This window comes from Micromonospora sp. NPDC048169 (assembly GCF_040652815.1).
Lineage (GTDB): Bacteria > Actinomycetota > Actinomycetes > Mycobacteriales > Micromonosporaceae > Micromonospora.
Genome location: NZ_JBEZMS010000036.1, coordinates 34,652 through 51,625 on the forward strand (window position 1 = coordinate 34,652; position 16,974 = coordinate 51,625).

The following is a 16,974-nucleotide window of genomic DNA, read 5'->3' on the forward strand; positions in this document are numbered from 1 at the left end:
TCCACTGCGGACCGCCTCCGCCTAGTACGCTCGCACCGCCCCACGCCGTCGGCGCGGGGCGGTGCGACGGGTGGGAGAGCATGGCTGACGAGGCGACCCAGGAACTTCAGGTGACGCCGGACGCGGTGGCGGCCGGGACCACGCACGTCTCCGACGAGGTGGTGGAGAAGATCGCGGTGGCCGCCGCCCGGGGGGTGCCCGGCGTGGCCGAGCTGGGCGGTGACGTGGCCCGGTTCTTCAACGCGGTGCTCGACCGGGTCGGGCTCGACCAGGTCGGCGACGCCCGGCGGGGCTGCACGGCCCACGTCACCGACGGCGCGGCCGTGATCAACCTGGTCCTCGTGATCGAGGCGGGCCACCCGGTTCCGCAGGTGACTGACGAGGTGCGGATCGCTGTCGCGTCCGCCGTCGAGGCGTACGGCCTGCGGGTCGACGAGATCAACATCAAGGTCGACGACGTGGCGATGGGTACGCCCACCGCCTGACGCGCGCCGCCCGGCTCAGTCGTGTGCCGGGCGGGTCAGCTCGACCTCGTCACCCGGCAGCAACTCCACGTCGCCCTCCGGGCCGTGGATCTCGAGCACCGGCACGCCCTCGTCCAGCAGCATGTTCCGGCGCTCGGCGCCGGTAGGCATCCGCGCGACGACTCTCGCGCCCGCGGCCAGCTCCACCTGCCTGCGTTGCGGCGTCTCCCGGACCCGCGTGCCGAGCGGACGGCTTGTGGTGACGAGCCCTTCCGACCGCAGCAGCGAAATCGCCATCCGGACCGCGTCGCGGCCGATCTGATGCTCCTGGCTGAGCCGCGACTCGCTGCCGACGCTCGCCCCGGGCGGCAGCGCGCCCGATTCGATCTGCTCTCGGATCAGGTCGGCGAGCTGGACGTAGACCGGCGTGTGCGAGCGCGGATCGATGGTCATGACGTAAGCCTTGTGCCCCGGTAGATCTGATCCATCAAGGCTTTATGGCAATGATGGATTGTAGCCATGTTGGATTCTTGCTCTGGTCGGAGCGTGTTCGCGCGGTAACCGGCGGACATGACTCCTTCGAGTGCGCTCGAGCCGGTCGCGGCACCACCCAGCCGGGCTGCTACCGGGCAGCCAACTACACGCCGTTGCGTCCCTGGCAGGTACGGGAACGGCGGTTCCGGACGACGCGGCTGGGCCGGCGCGGGCTCGACCCGGCCGAGGTGCAGGAGTTCCTCGACCGGGTGGCGCTCGACCTGGCCGACGTCTACCGGGCGTTCGGCGTCAGCCGGGAGGAGACCGCGCGGGTCCGGGACGCGCTGCGGCGCTGGCAGTCCGAGCAGGCGCAGAAGCGGATGAACACGGGAGTGTAGGGCCGATGAGCGAACGGTTCGTCATCCACCTGCCGGTGGTCGCCGGTGACCTGGCCGGCGCCGTACGCCTGGCCCGGGTCGTGGCCCGCTGGTCGGGCGTGCTCGCCCAGGCAGACCCGGGCGAGACCACCGTCTCGGCCGAGGACGAGCAGGGCGTACGCCATCGGGTCTTCTGCGATCTGCGGATGGTCGGCGGCCGGCGCTGCCTGCTGCGGGCCGACCACGACGGCCCGTGCGACCGCCGCCTCCTCCGGTGACCTGCCGCCCGGCCTGCGCACTCGTCGTGGCGGGCGGGGGCTGACCACCGGGCGGGTCGATGCACCGTACCGTTGTTCGCAGCGGCGCGAGGCCGCCGTGCGTCGGGAGGTTTCGCCATGCCGAAGGCTGTCTCGTTCGCTCCAGTGCGGACCGTGCGGGCGTACGAGGGGATCGTCCGGCAGGTCGAGGAGCGGATCGCCGCCGGGGATCTGCGGCCGGGGGACCGGCTGCCGAGCGAGCGCGAGCTGACGACGCAGTTCGACGTCAGCAGGTCCACTGTGCGCGAGGCGCTGCGTGTGCTGGAGAGCAGCGGCCTGGTCCGCTCGCGCCCCGGGGACCCCCTGGGGCCGCAGGTGATCGCCTCGACCGCCTCGGCGATGCGCAAGCTGTTCGCCCGGGTCGTGGACAGCCGGCGGCTCGGCGTGGCGGAGCTGCTCCAGTTCCGGATGATCATCGAGTCGGCGGCCGGATCGGTCGCTGCCCGGATGGCGTCACCGTCCGAGTTGGACGAGCTGGAGCAGGCGCTGGCGGGCATGCGGGACGCGGTGGCCGATGGCTACGAGGCGTTCAGCGCGGCGGACGTCCGCTTCCACGAGCACGTCGCGCGGCTGTCGGGGAACGAGTTGCTCGTGCTCTGCCTCGACGCGGTCCGGAGCATGGTGCTGGACCTCATCTCGACCAAGCTGGCGCAGGCGCCGGACCCGCAGGCCCTGATGGAGCGCACCCTGGCCCACCATCGCCGGGTCATCGACGCGATGCGGGCGGGCGAGGCGGACGAGGTGGCCCGGCTGACCCGCCAGGAGCTGCACCACTACTACGCCGAGTACGTGCCGGAGGAGCGGCGTTCGATGGTGGACGTATTGCTCTGATACCGCCTGATGTGGCCTGACCTGGGATTACCCGAGTGGGCCATTAGCTGGGCCAGGTCTTCCCTTCAACTGGTCTGACCAGTAGCCTCCCCCACATCGCTCGTCGTGTACCACGGGGGACCACCAGTTGACCAATGCATCGACCGCCCCGAATCGGGGTGGCGGTCGCACCGCTTCGCATAGGAGAAGCTGCATGAAGTCGTCCAGATTCGCTGCGATCGCCGCGGCAGCCCTGGTCGTCCCGGGACTCGCGCTCGTCGCGTCGCCCGCGTCGGCCAACCCCGCCGCCGGCGCCCCGGGCGCCCACAACGCCATCACCGACGTTCCCGGCATCCAGGTCGGCCAGGTGCAGTCCGACACCGCTCCGTACCTGACCGGCACCTCGGTCGTCTACATGCCGCAGATGTCGGTGGCCAGTGTGGACCAGCGCGGTGGCGCCCCCGCCACCAAGGAGACCGACCTGCTCAGCCCGCTCAACTCGAACCCGGGCGTCAACGCGATCCAGCTCGGCGGCAGCAGCATGTACGGGCTGTCGGCCACCAACGGCATCATCCGCTGGCTGGAGGACCGGGGCGAGGGCGTACGCGTCGGCGCCGGCGGCGTGGCCCCGATCGTGCCGGCCGCGGACATCTTCGACCTCGGCCGCGGCGGTGACCCGAAGGCGCGCACCTCCGCCGAGTGGGGTTACCTCGCGGCGCAGGCCACCTCGGACGGTCCGGTCCGCCAGGGCGGCGTCGGTGGCGGCACCGGTGCCCGCGGTGGCGGCCTGCGTGGCGGCGTCGGCACCGCCAGTGTCCACCTCGGCGACGGCATCTACGTCGGCGCGATGGTGATCGTCAACCCGGCCGGCTCCCCGGTCGACCCGGCGGACTGCACCCTGTACGGCGTCAAGTTCGGCATCGGCAACGAGTTCGCCGGGTACAAGGCGCCCAAGAAGCAGGAGTGCAACCCGCCGAGCACCGCCGCCCAGCAGCCGGCCAACACCACGATCGCCGTGGTCGCCACGAACGCTCCGCTGGAGAAGGCCGCCGCGCAGCGCATGTCCGGCAACGCGCACGACGGCATGGCCCGCGCGATCAGCCCGATCCACACCCTGGGCGACGGTGACACCGTCTTCGCCGTCTCCACCGGCAAGGGCGAGGCGCTGCAGATCAACGACCCGGCCGACACCCGTCAGCTGAACGCCATCTTCAACGCCGGTGCCAGCACGCTGGCCCGCGCCATTGCCAAGGCCGTCCTCTCGTCCGAGAGCATCGGCAACACCACCAGCTACTGTGACCGCTACCCCTCGGCCTGCAAGGGCATGAAGCAGCTCAAGCAGTGGCGTACGCAGGGCAACGCCCCCGACGTGACGCCGGAGACCTTCGCTCAGGCCACCCAGGCGCTGCAGCAGACGCCGGTCCCCGCGCCGGCCGCTGCCGACAACGGCAAGGACAAGCCCAAGCCGAAGCCGAAGGCCGCTCCGGCGGGCAACACCACGGAGCAGGAGTCGCAGAACGGCATGGTTCTCGCCTCCGGCAACACCGGTGGCCCCACGCTCTCCACGGGTGTGACCACGGGCCTGCTGGCCGCGGGCATCCTCGGCGTCGGCCTGCTGGGCATGCACCTGCGGGGTCGCCGACGGGCAACCACCGCCCGGCTGAGCTGACACACGCTGTCCCACCCGGCGCCGCGACTGTAGGCGCCTGACGATCGAGGCGGGCTTCGTCCACACGGACGGGGCCCGCCTCGCGTCGTTCCCGGCGCGCCCGCCCGACGGAGACGTCGTCCCCGATTGCGGGTGCGCCTCGTCGACCTTGGAGTTGTGGCACCTCACATACCTCGCTCACGGGGCACTCCGGGCGTCACAACTCCATGATCGACGACGGTGGGGCGCGCTCGGGCGCATAGGGAGCGGCGGCGGGAGTGGGTGCGGGACACCTCGGCCGGCAGGTGGCAGCGCTTCGAGGCCGACGGGCATCGGGACCGCGTCCACCGTTCAGCCGCGGCTTCCCCGCCTGGCGGCGAGTCCCCGGCCCCGTCCTGAGCCGAGGCGGCCGTGTCTGTCCGCGATCTCGGGCGGGCCTCGCGCCGACAGCGGGCTCGCCCGTACGACGGGCTCTGTGCACAGTCATTGGTGCGCGTCGCCTCATTCCAGGCGTGCCTGCCCGACCGCGAATCGCGGGCCTTACTGATTCCGCAGGACGCATCTGCGCGCGATCTCGGGCGAGCTTCGTCGACCTTGGAGTTGTGGCACCTCGTATATCTCGCTTACGGGACACTCCAGGCGCCACAACTCCATGATCGACGGACGCGCGTCAGAGCACGGGTGCGCCGGGGCGTGGGTCACCGGACGAAGTCGTCGATCTTGCACTTTGTGCCCCGGCAAAAGGGGTGAACCTCGCGCGCCGAGGGCCGAAACTGCAAGATCGCCGAGGGCGGAGGGCGGAGGGCGGAGGGCGGAGGGCGGAGGGCGGAGGGCGGAGGGCGGAGGGCGGGGCGGGTGGGGTGGGAATGCGAGAAGGACCTGGTGGGCTGGGGAGCCCTACCAGGTCCTTCTGTGGGTGGAGCAGGTTACTTCTTCGACACCTTGGTGACGTCGAACGACTGGGTCACCGCGTCCTTCGGGTAACCCTCGACGCCGTCCCGGATCACCGCGAGGTTCGGCAGCAGGAACAGCCAGTCGCTGGCGGCCTCCTGCGAGATGACCTTCGCGGCCTCGGCGAACTTCTTGTCCCGGGTCGCCGCGTCCAGGGCCGTGTCGGCCTCCTGCATGAGCTGGGTGACGGCCGGGTTCTTGTAGCGGTGGTAGTAGCCCGGCTCGCCGTAGCGGACCAGGTCACGCGGCTCGACGTGGGCGATGATCGACAGGTCGTAGTTGGCCTTGCCGAACACCTTGTCGAGCCACTGCGGCATCTCGACGTTGTTCTGGGTCACCTTGATGCCGACCTCGTTCAGCTGCGAGGCGACGAACTGCGCCGACGCGCGGGCGTAACCCGGCGGCGGGACGTCCATGGTCAGGGTGAGCCCGTTCGCGTGGCCGGCCTCGGCCAGCAGCTGCTTGGCCTTGGCGGGGTCGTGCGGGAAGTCGCCGGTGCGGTCCTCGTACCACGGGTCGCTCGGCGGCACCATGCTGCCGATCTTCGTGCCGTACCCGGACCAGACGGTCTTGATGAGCGCGTCGTGGTCGATCGCGTGGCGGATGGCCTGGCGGACGCGGGCGTCGGCCAGCGGGCCCTTGCCGTTGTTCATGGCCAGGACGACCTCACCTGTCGTCTTGCCCTCGACCACCTCGAACTGCTTGTTGCCCTTGAACACCTCGAGCAGCTGCGGCGCCTGGATGTTCGCCACGATGTCGAGCTGACCGGAGAGCATCGCGTTGTTCAGCGCGTTGGCGTCGGTGATGTAGCGGAAGACGGCGGAGGCGACCTTCGCCTTCTCGCCCCAGTAGCCGTCGTGGCGGGCCAGCGTGATGCTGTCGCCGCGGTTCCACTTGTCGAACTTGAACGGGCCGGTGCCGTTCGGCTTCGTGCCGAGGTCGGTGGCGTTCTCCTTGAGCACCACGCCGACGCGGCCGGCGACGTCGAACAGCCAGCTCTGGCTCGGGCGGGACAGCGTGACGTCCACGGTGGTGGCGTCCGGCGCCTCGACGGTCTTCACGACGGTCATCTGCGACTTGAACGGGTTCGTCGAGCCTTCCGCGGTCACCCGCTTGAAGCTCCACACCACGTCCTGCGCGGTGAGCTTCTGACCGTCGTGGAAGGTGACGTTGTCGCGGAGCTTGAACGAGTACTTGGTGCCGTCGTCGGACACCTTCCACTCGCTGGCCAGCAGCGGCTCCACCTCACCGGTGTCCGCGTTCTGGCGCACCAGGCCCTCGTACACGTTGTAGAGCAGGACCTGCGGGATCGCGGCGCCGGCCTCGGCGGTCAGGTCGAGGCTCACCGGCTCCAGGTAGGCGCCGAGGGTGACGGTGCCGTTGCCGGAGCCACCCCCGGTGGTGGTCTCCGAGTCGTCGCCATCGCTACTGCACGCGGTCAGAGCCAGCGCCGTGGCGAGCAGCACGGCGGGCAGCGTTATCTTCAGCCGATTCATTCGTGTGTCCCATCGCGAAGAACGCCAAGGGCGCTCGTAGCCTGTGAGCCGGGACACTAGGAGCGTGGTACCCGATGCAAAAGGGCCAGTTCAGCGGGGTGGGCAGGTACCAATCGCCGCCCGGGGAGCCAGCGGTGGCCCGGTTTCGGGCGGCCGGGCGGCAACGCGCGCGGGAACACGCGGTGACACCGCCACGAACGGCTCTCAGCAGGTGAGATGCGGTTTTCGGCGGGCACGCCAGGTCCGTCCGTGAGGTCCCCGAACGTTGCCCGCGACGTCGTACGGGAGGTGGCCGTTCGGCGCTGCCCACGTCCCCGTACGCCCGACCCCGTCCAGCCGGGGTGCCAGGCGAAAAAGGTGGCGGCGGGGTCCACCCCGCCGCCACCTCGATCAGCCGATGACGCGCTACGCCGGCAGCGCCTCCGCCTGGTACGCGCCCTCGGCGATGGCGGCGGCGACGGCGTCGCCGAAGTCCTCGGTCGACATGCCCATCTCCGGCCCGCGCATGGCGCCCAGGCGCGGCAGGACCGCCTTCACGCCGTCCTCCAGGCTGCGCGCGGCGTCCGGGTGGCCCAGGTGCTCCAGCATGAGCGCGGCGCTGAGGATCGAGCCGGCGGGATTGGCCCAGCCCCGGCCGGCGATGTCCGGCGCGGAGCCGTGCACCGGCTCGAACATGCTCGGCGCCGACCCGGTCGGGTTGAGGTTGCCGCTGGCCGCCAGGCCGAGACCGCCCTGCACGGCCGCGCCCAGGTCGGTGATGATGTCGCCGAACAGGTTGTCGGTGACCACCACGTCGAACCGCTCCGGCTGGGTGACCAGGTAGAGGCACATCGCGTCGACGTGCACGTAGTCCACCTCGATGTCCGGGTACTCCGCGGCGACCTCCTCGAAGGTCCGCTGCCACAGGTCGCCGGCGTACGTCAGGATGTTCGCCTTGTGCACCAGCGTGACGTGCTTCCGGCGGCCCAGGGCCTGCCGGAAACCGTGCCGGATGAGGCGTTCGACACCCTTGCGGGTGTTCACCGACTCCTGGGTGGCGATCTCGTCCGGCCCGCCCCGGTGGATGAAGCCGCCGGCGCCGACGTAGGCGCCCTCGGTGTTCTCCCGCAGGATCACCAGGTCGCACTGCTCGGGACGCAGCCCGCCGATGGGCGAGGGCACGCCTGGCAGCAGCTTCACCGGCCGCAGGTTGACGTACTGGTCGAATGCGGTCCGCAGGTGGATGACCAGGCCGCGTTCGAGCACGCCGGGTGGCACCGATGGGTCGCCGACGGCGCCGAAGAGAATGGCGTCCGCCTTGGCCAGTTCCTGTTCCACGTCCGGCGGCACGACCTGGCCGGTTATCCGCCAGTAGTCCGCGCCGAGTTCGTAGTCTTCCCACACCAGGTCGAGCCCGAACCGTCGGGCGGCGGCGTCGCACGCCTTGACCGCCTGCGCGGTGACCTCCGGTCCGATGCCGTCGCCGGGCACCAGCGCGATTCGCTGGGCGCTCATTAGTCCACCCCTGTCCGCGTGCAGGAGACCGTCACCTGCCATCGCCCGGCCAAGCGTGGCGGGAACGGGCCCTCCGCAACAGGTCCAGGTCTCCGGCTAGGCTAGTACCAGCGGGACGCGGATGGCGTGTGCGAGGCGTGCGACGACGGGACTGGGCGAGACCCCCGCGGGAGTGGGAGGTCGAGGTGGCGGACTTCCTGCTGCCGGTCAACCCGCAGAGCACGGTTCCGCTCTACGAGCAGATCATCACCGGGCTCGAGGACGCGATCCTCGCCGGGCAGTACGACGACGGCCCGCTGCCGAGCACGCGCCGCCTGGCCGAGTCGCTCGGCGTCTCCCGGAACACGGTGCTGACCGCGTACGACCGGCTCATGGAGCAGGGCCTCATCGTGACGGTCCCGCGGCGCGGTCTCTACGTCTCCTCCGACGCGGTGGTGCGGATGCGGGCCGCGCGGCGGACCGCCCGCTCGCCGATGCGGCCGATCGACTGGGAGTCGCGGCTGCCGGAACCGCCCCCCACGCCTGTGCACCGGGATCCGGCCTGGGCGCGGGCGCCGTTCCCGTTCGTGGTCGGCCAGCCCGACCCCAGCATGTTCCCGATCGGCGCGTGGGAACGGGCGCAGCGTGAGGCGCTGCGGCAGGACGGGCTGTCCCGGGTCATCGGGGACGCCGGCCAGGCCGACGACCCGGAGCTGGTGCGTCAGCTCTGCGAGCACGTGCTGCCCGCGCGCGGCATCTCCGCGCACCCCGACCAGGTGATGATCACGCTGGGTTCGACGCACGCGCTGCACCTGCTGGCGAGCGTCCTGGTCCGGCCGGGCAGCGTGGTGCTGGTCGAGGACCCGGGCTACCCCGACGCGCGGACGATCATGCAGATGGCCGGCGCCGACGTGGTGCCCGGCCGGGTCGACGAGGACGGCCTGGTCGTCGAGGACCTGCCGGCCGACCTGCACGGCGCCCAGCTGGTGTACGTCACGCCGAGCCACCAGTATCCGACCGGCGCGACCATGTCGGCGTCCCGGCGGGAGGAGCTGCTGCGCCGGGCCGGCGCGGCGGACGCGGTGGTGATCGAGGACGACTACGACCCGGAGATGACGTTCCGGGGGATGCCCGCGGTGGCGGTGCGGGCGCTGGACGACGAGGACCGCGTCGTCTACCTCGGCAGCTTCAGCAAGCTGCTGGCGCCCGGGCTGCGGCTCGGCTACGTGGTGGCGTCCCCGGCGCTGGTGGACGCCATGCGGGCCCGCTCCCGCTACGTGCTGCGGCACCCGCCCGGCCCGATGCAACGGGCCCTCGCGCAGATGATCGCCAGCCGGGACCTGGCCCGTCACGTACGCCGCGTCCGCGCGCACTATCAGGGCCTGTACGAGGAGATGGTGCGGGCGGTCGAGCGGCACGTGCGCTGGGGCCCGCAGCCGGTGCCGCGTGGCGGGCTGGCCCGGTGGCTGACCGGCCCGCCCGGGCTGGACGCCGGGGAACTCGCCCGCGAGCTGCGCCGGCAGGGTGTCCTGCTCGACCCCGGGGCGCCGTACTGGGCCGCCCGGCCCGCGCCGCGTCACCACCTGCGGCTGGGGTACCAGGTGATGCCGCTGGACCGCATCGACGAGGGGGTGCGGCGGGTCGCCGCGGCCGTAGAAGACCAGGTCCGGCCAGGGCTGGTACCCCCACCGGCCCGGAAACTGGACGTTCCCCTTCGGGGTCGGAGTTCGTAACCTCCGACGCCATGACGTCGGACACCCATGCCTCACTCCGCGCCGGCCATCTCGTCGACGAGCAAGCCGTCGTGTCGCTCACCCAGGACCTGGTCCGCATCCCCTCGACCTGGGACGCGGAGCGCGGGCGCAGTGAGCAGCCCGTGGCGGAACTCGTCGCGGAGGTCATGCGGGGCTTCGGGTGGCGGCCGGAGGTCACCGAGGTCGTTCCCGGGCGCCCCAACGTCGTCGCGGTGGTGGACGGTGGTCTGCCCGGCCCGACGCTGATGTTCGAGGGGCACACCGACGTCGTCACCGAGGGCTCTGTCGAGGAATGGACGGTCGACCCGTTCGGCGGCGACATCGTCGACGGGCGGCTGTACGGTCGCGGCTCCGCCGACATGAAGGCCGGTGTCGCCGCGATGATCCACGCGACCCGGGCCGTCGAGCTGGCCGGGCCGTTCCCGGGCCGGATCGTGGTGGCGGCCCTGGTGGACGAGGAGGGCCAGATGCTCGGCGCGAAGCACTTCACCACGACCGCGCTGGCCCGCGAGGTGGACGCCGCGATCATCTGTGAGCCGGAGGCGGAGGAGATCTGCGCGGTCGCCAAGGGCGCGGTCCGGCTGCTCGTCACCTGTACCGGCAAGATGGCGCACGGCGCGATGCCGCAGCACGGCCGCAACCCCGTGCCCGCGGTCGCCGAGCTGGTCGCCGCGCTCGGCCGGTTCCAGCAGGAGCTGCAGGCGGACCCGGGTGAGCACGAGCACCTCGGCCCGACGTACCTGACCCCCACGGTCCTGGACGCCGGTTCCGCCGACCAGCTCAACGTCATCCCCGGCCGCGCCGTGCTCGGCGTGGACTGCCGGACCGTACCCGGTGTCGACCACGCCGCCCTGGCCGCGCGCGTCCGCTCCGACGCCGACGCCATCGGCGCCCGGCACGGCGTCACCTTCGCCGTCGAGGTCGTCGACGACAGGCCGTGCGCGGTCACCCCGGAGGACCACCCGATCTCGCTCGCCGTGGCCGGCGCGCACCGCGCCGTCACCGGCGCCGAGCCGGTCTTCGGCGGCGTGCCCGGCGCGACCGACGGCACGATCCTGTGGCGTGACAGCGGCATCCCGAACGTGGTGTACGGCCCGGGTCCGAAGTGGATCGCCCACCAGCCCGACGAGTACGTCGAGGTCGACGACATCGTCCGCAAGACGAAGGTGTACGCCGACGCGGCGCTCGCCTTCCTCACCGGCACCACCGGCGCCCGGGCGGGAGCGGCGTCGTGACCGCGCGGGAGCTGCTGACCGCGCTGCCCGCCGGGCTGCCGATCGGCGCGGACTGGACCACCACCGCGCAGACCGCCCCGGTGCGGTTCCCGTACGACGGCAGCACTGTGATCCAGGCGCCCTGGGGTGACCCCACCGACGCGGAGAAGGCGGTCGAGGCGGCGCTCGGGGTCGCCGCGGAGATGGCCGCCCTGCCCGGCCACCGGCGGCGCGCGATCCTGACGACAGTCGCCGCCGAGGTGCGCGCCCGCGCCGACGACCTCGCCGAGCTGCTGGTCCTGGAGACCGGCAAGCCGCTTGTCGACTGCCGGGTCGAGGTGGCCCGCACGCTCGTCACGCTGGAGACGGCCGCCGAGGAGGTCGGGCACCTGACCGGCGAGACGGTGGCGCTGGACATGCAGCCGTCCGGCGAGGGCATGCTCGGCTTCTGGGTACGCCGCCCGGTCGGTGTCGTCGTCGGCATCACCGGGTTCAACTACCCGCTGCTGCTGGCCGCCCACAAGGTCGCCCCGTCGGTGGCGGCGGGCTGTCCGGTGATCGTCAAGCCGGCGCCGAACACGCCGCTGGCCACCCTGGTGCTCGTCGACCTGTTCCGCCGGGCCGGCTGCCCGGCCGCCGGGGTCCAGCTCGTCACCGGTGGCGTCGAGGTCGGCAAGCTCCTGACCACGCACCCCGGCGTCGCCGCCGTGTCGTTCACCGGCTCGGCGCACGTCGGCCACCAGATCGCCCGCGCCGCGGCCCCGCGCAAGGTGCTGCTGGAACTCGGGTCCAACGCGGCGCTCGTCGTCGGCCGCGACGCCGACCTCGACCGGGCCGCCGAGGCCGTCGTACGCGGCGGGTTCTACGCCTCCGGCCAGGCGTGCATCAGCGTGCAGCGGGTGATCGTCGAGGAGCCGGTCCGCGAGGCGCTGCTGGAACGCCTCCGGCCGCTGCTGGCCACTGTCACCACCGGCGACCCCCGGTCCGCCGACACCCGGGTGTCCGCGCTGGTGGACGAGGCGTCCACCGAGCGGGTCCACTCGTGGGTGGACCGCGCGGTCGCCGCCGGGGCGCGCTGCCTGTCCGGCGGTACGGCGCAGGGCCGGGTGCTGCAACCGACAGTGCTCGTCGACGTCCCCGAGGACGCCGAGTGCTGGGCGGAGGAGATCTTCGGCCCGGTGGTCTGCGTCCGGTCGGTGCCGGACATGGACGCGGCGGTCGAGCTGGTCAACAGGTCGCGTTACGGGCTCCAGGCCGCTGTCTTCACCCGTGACCTGGCGGTCGCCCTCGACGTCGTGCGCCGCCTCGACGTGGGCGGGGTGCTGGTGAACGAGGTGCCCGGCTTCCGCGCCGACAACATGCCGTACGGCGGCGTCAAGGACTCCGGCATCGGCCGGGAGGGACCGCGCTTCGCCATGGAGGAGCTGACCGTGACCAAGATGGTGATGATCAGGCCATGACTCGGAGTGGGAGCACACACGCATGGTGATCTACTTCGTCCGGCGGCTGGCCATCCTCGCGGTCTCGCTGTTCGCCGCGTCCGTCCTCGTCTTCACGATGCTGGCGCTGCTGCCGGGCGACCAGGCGCAGGCGATGCTCGGCGTGAACGCCACGCCGGAGGCGCTGGAGGCGCTGCGGGAGCAGTTCGGGACGAACCGGCCGTTCACCGAGCGGTACCTCGACTGGGCCGGCGGCCTGATCCGCGGTGACTTCGGCGTCTCGCCGCTCAGCGGCGTGTCGGTGGGCTCGGAGATCGCCGACAAGCTCGGCGTCACCGTGCCGCTCATCCTCGCCGGGATGACGCTGGCGCTGCTCATCGCAGTGCCGCTGGGCATCCTGGCGGCGGTGAAGAGCCGCACCGCCATCGGTACGGCGTTGTCGGCGTTCAGCCAGGTCGGCATCGCGGTCCCCTCGTTCTGGCTGGGCATCCTGCTCATCACCGTGTTCGCGGTGAAACTCCAGTGGCTGCCGGCCGGCGGGTTCACCGGCTGGGACGATGTCGGCGACGCCGTCCAGGCCCTGCTGATGCCGGCCCTGGCCCTCGGCGTGGCCCAGGGCGCGATCCTGATGCGCTACGTCCGCTCCGCGGTGGTCGAGGTCATGCAGGAGGACTTCATCCAGACCGCGCGGGCCAAGGGACTCAGCCGCTCGCAGGCGCTGACCCGGCACGCGCTGCGCAACGCCGCCATCCCGGTCATCACCGTCCTCGGCCTGCAACTCGCGACGTTGCTCATCGGCACCGTCGTGATCGAGAACGTCTTCGGCCTGCCCGGCCTCGGCCGGATGCTGTTGCAGGACGTCGGCAACCGCGACCTGCTGAAGGTGCAGGGCACGGTCATGGTGCTCACGGCGGCGGTGCTTCTGATCAACTTCCTGGTCGACGTGGTGTACCACGCGGTCGACCCCAGGCTGAGGAGCAAGGCATGACATCAGTCGCCGACGCCCCACCGGACGCCACCGCCGACGTCGTCGCGTCCGGCCCCGGCAAGCCGCGCCGTCGCTGGAACCTCACGCTGGTGATCGGCGCCGCCCTGGTGGGACTGGTCGTCCTCACCGCGCTGGTGTCGTTCGTCTGGACGCCGTACGACCCGACCCGGGTCGACCCGGCCAACACCCTGCTGGCCCCGGGCGGCGACTACTGGCTCGGCACCGACCACTTCGGGCGGGACATCGTCAGCCAGCTGCTCGTCGGCGCGCGGACCACCCTGTTCGTCGGTGTCGTCGCCGTCGCGATCGCCGCGGCGATCGGCGTACCGCTGGGTCTGCTCGCCGCCGGCGGTGGGCGCTGGCTCAGCGAACCGGTGATGCGGGGGCTGGACATCGTCTTCGCCTTCCCGGCCATCCTGCTGGCGATCATCCTGGCGGCCGGCTTCGGCGCCTCCACGCTCACCGGCATGATCGCCATCGGCGTCGCCAACGTCCCGGTGTTCGGCCGCCTCACCCGGGCCGGCGCGATGCAGGTGCTGCAGAGCGACTTCGTGCTGGCGGCGCGCAGCTACGGCCGCCGGGGCGTGGTGCTCATGGTGCGGTACGTGCTGCCGAACATCGCGGCCCTGCTCATCGTGCAGGCGTCGGTGTCGTTCGCGCACGCGGTGCTCGCCGAGGCGGCGCTGTCCTACCTCGGGTACGGCACCCCGCCGCCGACCCCCACCTGGGGCCGGATGCTCCAGGAGGCGCAGAACTACTTCGTCGTACAGCCGATGCTCGCGGTCTGGCCCGGTCTGGCCATCGCCCTGTCGGTGCTCGGTTTCAACCTCATGGGCGACGGGCTGCGCGACGCCCTCGACCCGCGGCTGAGAGGACGGTGACCGGGATGAGCGGGCTCGTGGTGGAGGACCTCGTCGTCAGTGTCCACGACATCCAGGCCGTCAAGGGTGTCTCGTTCGAGATCGGGCGGGGCCGCCGGATGGGGCTCATCGGCGAGTCCGGCTGCGGCAAGTCGCTGACCGCGCTCGCGCTGATGGGCCTGCTGCCGCACGGCGTGACGGCGTCCGGGCGGGTGCTGCTGAACGGCCGTAACCTGCTCGACCTGTCCGACAAGCAGATGTGCGCGGTCCGTGGCAACGACATCGCCATGGTGTTCCAGGAGCCGATGACGGCGCTGAACCCGCTGATGCGGGTCGGCAACCAGGTCGCCGAGTCGCTGCGGCTGCACAAGGGGATGAGCCGCGGGGCGGCCGCCGCCCGCGCCGTCGAGCTGCTCGACCGGGTCCAGCTGCCCGAACCGGACCGCACCGCGCGCAAGTACCCCCACCAGCTCTCCGGCGGTCAGCGCCAGCGCGTCGTCCTGGCGATCGCGCTGGCCTGCGACCCCGCCGTGCTGATCGCTGACGAGCCCACCACCGCGCTGGACGTCACCGTGCAGGCGGAGATGCTGCGGCTGATGGACACGCTGGTGCGAGAGGAGGGCGCGTCGCTGCTGCTCATCACGCACGACCTGCCCGTCGTCGCCAGCATCTGCCAGGAACTGCTCGTCATGTACGGCGGCTCGATCGTCGAGCACGGCGACGTGGCCACCGTGTTCGACTCGCCCCGGCACCCGTACACGGCGGGCCTGCGGGCGTCGACGGTGCTGGAGAGCACCGACGGCAGCGGCCGGCTGTCGACCATCCCGGGCCGGGTTCCGTCGCTCGGGTCGTTCCCCACCGGGTGCGTGTACCGCAACCGCTGCCCGCGCGCCGACGACGTCTGCCGGACCGTGCCGCTGCTGACCGCGCCGCCCGGCAGCACCCAGCGGGCGGCCTGCCACCACCCGATCGAGAGCGACCAGCCCCTAGGAAGCGGGAAGGCCAGCGCATGACCACCACCCCGTTGCTGGAAGCCGTCGACGTGGTACGCGAGTACCGCGCCCCGCGGCGGTCGCTGCGTACGCCGGGACAGCCAATCCGCGCGCTCGACGGCGTGAGCGTGCAGGTCCACGAGGGCGAGGCGTTCGGCATCGTGGGGGAGAGCGGCTCCGGCAAGTCCACCCTGTCGCGCATCCTCATGGCCCTCGACCAGCCGACCTCCGGCGCCGCGTTCTACCAGGGGCAGCGGATCAGCGGCCTGCCGGAGCGGCGGCTCGGGTTCCTGCGCCGCGACGTGCAGATGGTGTTGCAGGACCCGATGTCGTCGCTGAACCCGCGCATGCGCGTCGCGGACATCGTCGCGGAGCCGATGCGCGCGTTGCGCCTGCCCGGTGACCACCGGGCCCGCGTGGCCGAGCTGATGCACTCGGTGGGCCTGCCCGAGGAGGCGGTGACCCGCTACCCGCACCAGTTCTCCGGCGGCCAGCGCCAGCGCATCGCGATCGCCCGCGCCCTCGCGGCCGGGCCGAAGGTCATCGTGGGTGACGAGCCGGTCAGCGCGCTCGACGTGTCGGTGCGCGCGCAGATCCTCAACCTGCTCACCGACCTGGCCGAGCAGTTCAAGCTGACCCTGATCCTGGTCTCCCACGACCTGTCCGTCGTCCGGTACCTGTGCGACCGGATCGCGGTGATGAACCAGGGCCGGATCGTCGAGACGGGTGACACCGAATCGATCTACTCCGACCCTCAGCACCCCTACACCCAGAGGCTGCTGTCCGCGGTGCCCACCCTGAGCGGCGACCTCCTGGACCGATTCAACAGGAGCAGCACATGAGGTTGGTTGACCGCGTCGCCGTCGTCACCGGAGGCGCCAGCGGCATCGGACTGGCCACAGTCGGCCGGCTCGTCGAGGAGGGCGCGCGCGTCGTCATCGCCGACCTCGACGGCGACCGCGCCGCGAAGGCGGCCGCCGAGTTCGGCTCCGCCGTGACCGGCGTGGCCTGCGACGTCACCCGCGCCGAGGACTGCCGCGCCGCCGTGGAGACCGCCGTCGAGCGGTTCGGCCGGCTCGACCTCATGCACGCCAACGCCGGTACGCCGTTCACCGGCCCGGTCGACGAGGTCGACCAGGCGACGCTGGACCGCGTCATCGACGTCAACCTCAAGGGGGCGTTCTGGACCGCGCAGGCCGCCGTGCCCGCGCTGATCGCCGCCGGTGGCGGCGCGATCGTGTTCACCGCGTCCCTCCAGGCCGTCATCGCCCGTCCCCGGTACGCGCCGTACACCGCAGCCAAGCACGGCGTCATCGGCCTGATGAAGGCACTGGCGCTGGAACTCGCGCCGCATGGCATCCGGGTCAACGCGATCGCCCCGGCGGCGACCGAGACGCCGATGCTCTCGGCGTTCCTCGGGGGCATGGGCGACGTGCCGGACAGCGCCCGGGAGAACTTCCGCGCGTCGATCCCGCTGGGCCGCATGGCGACGCCGCGCGACTCCGCCGACGCGGTGGTGTTCCTCGCCAGCGACGAGGCGCGGATGGTCACCGGCCACACGCTCGTCCTCGACGGCGGCACCACGGCCGGCTGACGCGTACGCGGCCGCTCGTACGACGACGGCGCGTGGACGGACATGCTTGTATATTCGGCTCATGGGATCAGCTTCGCGTCCCGCGCTACGGGAACCGTCTTACTTCGTCCTTGCTGCTCTGCT

At 71.9% G+C, this 16,974-nt stretch carries 16 protein-coding genes; 13 read left to right on the forward strand and 3 right to left on the reverse strand.

Annotation, left to right across the window (positions count from 1 at the left end):
* Positions 1–80: 80 nt before the first annotated feature.
* Entirely contained in the window at positions 81–485 is a 405-nt protein-coding gene (locus tag AB0D28_RS24530) for an Asp23/Gls24 family envelope stress response protein (RefSeq protein ID WP_262014031.1), read from the forward strand.
* Positions 486–500: 15 nt separating this feature from the next.
* On the opposite strand, the gene AB0D28_RS24535 is transcribed toward AB0D28_RS24530, so the two are convergent.
* On the reverse strand, positions 501–917 hold the full coding sequence (locus AB0D28_RS24535) for a winged helix-turn-helix domain-containing protein (RefSeq protein ID WP_030503874.1): 417 nt from the start codon (positions 915–917) through the stop codon (positions 501–503).
* A gap of 77 nt (positions 918–994) precedes the next feature.
* On the opposite strand from AB0D28_RS24535, the gene AB0D28_RS24540 reads away from it, so the two are divergent.
* The 4 genes from AB0D28_RS24540 to AB0D28_RS24555 all read left to right on the forward strand — a co-directional run bounded on the left by AB0D28_RS24540 (position 995) and on the right by AB0D28_RS24555 (position 4,111).
* Positions 995–1,336 (forward strand): DivIVA domain-containing protein, encoded by a 342-nt coding sequence (locus tag AB0D28_RS24540; protein WP_357389334.1) that lies wholly within the window; start codon positions 995–997, stop codon positions 1,334–1,336.
* Between the two features lie 5 nt (positions 1,337–1,341).
* Positions 1,342–1,593, forward strand: a complete 252-nt coding sequence (locus AB0D28_RS24545) for a hypothetical protein (protein WP_357389336.1) — start codon at positions 1,342–1,344, stop codon at positions 1,591–1,593.
* Positions 1,594–1,710: 117 nt separating this feature from the next.
* Positions 1,711–2,463: a FadR/GntR family transcriptional regulator gene (locus AB0D28_RS24550; RefSeq protein ID WP_357389338.1), complete on the forward strand. Its 753-nt coding sequence runs from the start codon at positions 1,711–1,713 to the stop codon at positions 2,461–2,463.
* A 193-nt stretch (positions 2,464–2,656) separates the two neighbouring features.
* Positions 2,657–4,111, forward strand: coding sequence for a P1 family peptidase (locus AB0D28_RS24555; protein WP_357389340.1), 1,455 nt, complete (start codon positions 2,657–2,659; stop codon positions 4,109–4,111).
* Between the two features lie 905 nt (positions 4,112–5,016).
* On the opposite strand, the gene AB0D28_RS24560 is transcribed toward AB0D28_RS24555, so the two are convergent.
* A complete protein-coding gene (locus AB0D28_RS24560) occupies positions 5,017–6,537 on the reverse strand; it encodes an ABC transporter substrate-binding protein (RefSeq protein ID WP_357389341.1) in 1,521 nt (506 codons plus the stop codon).
* Between the two features lie 405 nt (positions 6,538–6,942).
* On the reverse strand, positions 6,943–8,031 hold the full coding sequence (locus tag AB0D28_RS24565; protein ID WP_357389343.1) for a 3-isopropylmalate dehydrogenase: 1,089 nt from the start codon (positions 8,029–8,031) through the stop codon (positions 6,943–6,945).
* A 185-nt stretch (positions 8,032–8,216) separates the two neighbouring features.
* On the opposite strand from AB0D28_RS24565, the gene AB0D28_RS24570 reads away from it, so the two are divergent.
* Genes AB0D28_RS24570 through AB0D28_RS24605 form a run of 8 tightly spaced genes read left to right on the forward strand, consistent with a single transcriptional unit; the run spans position 8,217 to position 16,851 of the window.
* Positions 8,217–9,743, forward strand: coding sequence for a PLP-dependent aminotransferase family protein (locus tag AB0D28_RS24570; RefSeq protein ID WP_357389345.1), 1,527 nt, complete (start codon positions 8,217–8,219; stop codon positions 9,741–9,743).
* Positions 9,744–9,754: 11 nt separating this feature from the next.
* On the forward strand, positions 9,755–10,999 hold the full coding sequence (locus tag AB0D28_RS24575; protein ID WP_357389347.1) for a M20 family metallopeptidase: 1,245 nt from the start codon (positions 9,755–9,757) through the stop codon (positions 10,997–10,999).
* Positions 10,996–12,438: an aldehyde dehydrogenase family protein gene (locus AB0D28_RS24580; RefSeq protein ID WP_357389349.1), complete on the forward strand. Its 1,443-nt coding sequence runs from the start codon at positions 10,996–10,998 to the stop codon at positions 12,436–12,438. The genes AB0D28_RS24575 and AB0D28_RS24580 overlap by 4 nt, the downstream gene beginning before the upstream one ends.
* A gap of 22 nt (positions 12,439–12,460) precedes the next feature.
* Entirely contained in the window at positions 12,461–13,405 is a 945-nt protein-coding gene (locus tag AB0D28_RS24585; protein ID WP_357389351.1) for an ABC transporter permease, read from the forward strand.
* A complete protein-coding gene (locus AB0D28_RS24590) occupies positions 13,402–14,286 on the forward strand; it encodes an ABC transporter permease (protein WP_357389353.1) in 885 nt (294 codons plus the stop codon). Before AB0D28_RS24585 ends, AB0D28_RS24590 begins: the two co-directional genes overlap by 4 nt.
* Positions 14,287–14,291: 5 nt before the next feature.
* Positions 14,292–15,278 carry an ABC transporter ATP-binding protein gene (locus AB0D28_RS24595; RefSeq protein WP_357389355.1) on the forward strand — a complete coding sequence of 329 codons (987 nt, stop codon included), beginning with the start codon at positions 14,292–14,294 and terminating at the stop codon, positions 15,276–15,278.
* The gene (locus AB0D28_RS24600) at positions 15,275–16,099 is read left to right on the forward strand and encodes an ATP-binding cassette domain-containing protein (protein ID WP_357389357.1); all 825 of its coding nucleotides are present in this window, start codon (positions 15,275–15,277) and stop codon (positions 16,097–16,099) included. Before AB0D28_RS24595 ends, AB0D28_RS24600 begins: the two co-directional genes overlap by 4 nt.
* Entirely contained in the window at positions 16,096–16,851 is a 756-nt protein-coding gene (locus AB0D28_RS24605; protein WP_357389359.1) for an SDR family oxidoreductase, read from the forward strand. Before AB0D28_RS24600 ends, AB0D28_RS24605 begins: the two co-directional genes overlap by 4 nt.
* Positions 16,852–16,974: the final 123 nt, after the last annotated feature.

Excerpts from the sequence above, each read along its gene's own strand:
- AB0D28_RS24530 (WP_262014031.1), top strand. The coding sequence starts at position 81 with ATGGCTGACGAGGCGACCCAGGAACTTCAGGTGACGCCGGACGCGGTG.
- AB0D28_RS24585 (WP_357389351.1), top strand. The coding sequence starts at position 12,461 with ATGGTGATCTACTTCGTCCGGCGGCTGGCCATCCTCGCGGTCTCGCTG.
- AB0D28_RS24560 (WP_357389341.1), bottom strand. The coding sequence starts at position 6,537 with ATGAATCGGCTGAAGATAACGCTGCCCGCCGTGCTGCTCGCCACGGCG.
- AB0D28_RS24575 (WP_357389347.1), top strand. The coding sequence starts at position 9,755 with ATGACGTCGGACACCCATGCCTCACTCCGCGCCGGCCATCTCGTCGAC.
- AB0D28_RS24550 (WP_357389338.1), top strand. The coding sequence starts at position 1,711 with ATGCCGAAGGCTGTCTCGTTCGCTCCAGTGCGGACCGTGCGGGCGTAC.
- AB0D28_RS24605 (WP_357389359.1), top strand. The coding sequence starts at position 16,096 with ATGAGGTTGGTTGACCGCGTCGCCGTCGTCACCGGAGGCGCCAGCGGC.
- AB0D28_RS24565 (WP_357389343.1), bottom strand. The coding sequence starts at position 8,031 with ATGAGCGCCCAGCGAATCGCGCTGGTGCCCGGCGACGGCATCGGACCG.
- AB0D28_RS24600 (WP_357389357.1), top strand. The coding sequence starts at position 15,275 with ATGACCACCACCCCGTTGCTGGAAGCCGTCGACGTGGTACGCGAGTAC.
- AB0D28_RS24535 (WP_030503874.1), bottom strand. The coding sequence starts at position 917 with ATGACCATCGATCCGCGCTCGCACACGCCGGTCTACGTCCAGCTCGCC.
- AB0D28_RS24555 (WP_357389340.1), top strand. The coding sequence starts at position 2,657 with ATGAAGTCGTCCAGATTCGCTGCGATCGCCGCGGCAGCCCTGGTCGTC.
- AB0D28_RS24595 (WP_357389355.1), top strand. The coding sequence starts at position 14,292 with ATGAGCGGGCTCGTGGTGGAGGACCTCGTCGTCAGTGTCCACGACATC.
- AB0D28_RS24590 (WP_357389353.1), top strand. The coding sequence starts at position 13,402 with ATGACATCAGTCGCCGACGCCCCACCGGACGCCACCGCCGACGTCGTC.
- AB0D28_RS24545 (WP_357389336.1), top strand. The coding sequence starts at position 1,342 with ATGAGCGAACGGTTCGTCATCCACCTGCCGGTGGTCGCCGGTGACCTG.